The following is a 2,490-nucleotide window of genomic DNA, read 5'->3' as shown; positions in this document are numbered from 1 at the left end:
CAGATTCACGGCAGCAACGGTGCTTCTGTAGGGGTTACTCCAGAGGAGGGAGCCATGTTTATTGCAGGTGTATCGGGCATAGGCGGTCCTCCGGTCAATGACCTTTGGACAGTTCCTGGGGAAGAGCATTTGATTGCAGAATGGTTGAAGGAAGACACCGAGATCTTCAACAGCATTGATCCCACGGTCCATTATATAGAAAAGCAGATTGAGGAATTCTTGGATGCCTTGACCGAAGGAAGAGAACCGCTGATCAACGGGGAAGAAGGACGCAAGACTGTGGAGCTTTTCACCGCCATCTACCGCTCTACCCGTGACAACAAACCCGTCAAATTCCCCTTATTTCCTGAGAAAAACAGGGATGATATGGATGGGAGAGTGAAGGGGAAGTAATCTAATCTATTAGAGGTATCCCTGAGGAATGGAGTAATTGTTGTAGTTGTTGTAGTGGTTCTAATTGTTATCTGATTGTCCAACTTCTTGTGTTCTCAAGTCGTAATGCCATATACATGGCACTTGATACTTTGCTATTAATCCTTTATCCCCTTTTTCAAACTGCCCTACTTCCCACTTCTGGCTTCAAACCTCCGTCTTTTCCTACTTGCCCCTCCCACTTTCCTTCAACTCAATATCCGTCAGGTCGGCGATTTTGATGGGTTTGCCGGATTCGATGGAATTGCGGGCGGCGATGCCGACAAGGATGGACATGGCACCATCACGGGTTCCGGCTGATTGGCGGTAAGGATCTGCCATTTTGGGATCGAGAAAAAGTTTGTCTTTAAGACGGGTATCTCCACCGCCGTGACCTCCGCCACCGTGAGGAATGACAATCAGCTCTGTTTCCCCAAAGTTTTTGGTCAAGCGGATTTCATCCTCCTCCTTTTCCTCCCAAGGTTGGCTTTCTTTGATCCAGGCTTCTACCCGGCCTTTTGTACCGTTAAAAGCTATTCTGTAACCTTCATAGGGTGAATATGTCGTCAGGGAGTAACTCACCTGCACGCCATTCATATACCTGATCTGTACAGCCATTTTATCATAGATATCGATGTCTTCCCTAAATACACAGCCATCTCTTAAATACCCGTCATGATGTTCATTGTTGACATATAGGTCTACAAGGTGTTTGTTTTTGGTAATGTCCCAATAAAAGTCGCACTTTGTTTTGTGGGGACAGGGACGGCAATTCGTGCTTCGAAAAGCACCGTTTTTTCCATAAAACTCCAATGCACCATAGGCAAAAACCTCTTGCGGATCTGAGTCCAACCACCAATTGAGCAGGTCAAAGTGGTGGGTGGATTTGTGGACGAGGAGCGTCCCTCCCTTGGCTTTGTAGCCATGCCACCTGCGGAAATAATCTGCTCCGTGGGAAGTATCCAAATACCAATGAAAATCCACAGAAGTAATGTCGCCGATTTCACCATTGCGGAGAACTTCATAGATGCGCTGACGGTGGGGAGAATAGCGGTAATTGAAAGTGACGATGACCTTCTTGCCGGACTTCCGCTCGGCATCCAGTATAGCCTGACACTTGTCTTCATCTGTCGTCATCGGCTTTTCGGTGATGACGTTAATGCCTGCTTCCAAGGCCTTGATGATAAAAATATGGTGCGTTGAATCCATCGTGGTGACGATGACCACATCAGGTTTACGCTCGGTCAGCATTTGGTCAAAATCCGTAAAAACCGGGCAATCCACCCCAAGGTATTTCTTTCCGAATTCCAACCTACCGGGGTTGATATCGCTCAATCCTACAAATTCAACCTGATCCCTGTAAACATTTTGCACATCCCTCCCAAACATATTGGCTCCCCTCACACCCAAGCCGACAAGAGCAATTTTCATTTTTGCAGCGGGGTTATCGTGGAGCGTGAGCGCTTCGGCGATGCCGTTAAGAAAAACCGAGCCTGCAGCCAATGTGGCTGATTTAGCCAAAAATTTTCTTCGGGATGAATCAGTGGAAAGGGTTTTCATGGGTTTGATGTATGGTTGATTTTAAAAATATCAAATTAAGTTTTAAAGTCCATCCTTTTCTTTCGGGTAGCATGCTATTTTTTGAAAAAAGGAGATAAGGAAAAATACGGGTTCAAAGATTGGATTGGCCTGGCATTTCAACCCCTATCAGGGTTGTTGGCTTTCTTGAAGGATTTCTTCCTCACCTCCGGATTTTATCCGGGGTAAATAACCTGATGGTATTAAATCCCTTTCGGGATTGGTATGAAAAAAAGTCAGACATAATATTGGAACATATCAAAATGACAAATGAAGGTCTGTTTGATCCAAAACGGGAAGGATGATTTTCGAAAACCATTTTCAAAAAAGAAATCCATGACTTTTATCATCTTCTTCGGCGGTATTGGTCATGAAAATCCATAGTCCAAAAAGTGAAATTTGTAGGAAATATTTATCTATATGCCTGCTGTTTCCTCCAGATTGCTCCAAAAATACAACGTCCCTGCACCACGCTATACCTCCTATCCTACTGTTCCGCTT

Annotated in this window: 3 protein-coding genes; 1 reads left to right on the top strand and 2 read right to left on the bottom strand. The window is 45.1% G+C overall.

Annotated features, from left to right (window positions below; all coding sequences use genetic code 11):
* Window positions 1-393: Gfo/Idh/MocA family oxidoreductase (locus ACZFYI_RS18995; protein WP_462525693.1), on the top strand; the 393-nt coding region annotated here is incomplete at its 5' end.
* 204 nt (window positions 394-597) lie between these two features.
* Here the strand turns inward: ACZFYI_RS18995 and ACZFYI_RS18990 are convergent.
* Both ACZFYI_RS18990 and ACZFYI_RS18985 read right to left on the bottom strand, forming a co-directional pair.
* Window positions 598-1,971: a Gfo/Idh/MocA family protein gene (locus ACZFYI_RS18990; protein WP_462525692.1), complete on the bottom strand. Its 1,374-nt coding sequence runs from the start codon at window positions 1,969-1,971 to the stop codon at window positions 598-600.
* A gap of 339 nt (window positions 1,972-2,310) precedes the next feature.
* Window positions 2,311-2,490 (bottom strand): hypothetical protein (locus tag ACZFYI_RS18985; RefSeq protein WP_462525691.1); only part of this gene is annotated, 180 nt, incomplete at its 5' end.

This window comes from Aquiflexum sp. (assembly GCF_977115555.1).
This window is presented reverse-complemented; position numbering and strand designations above follow the sequence as displayed.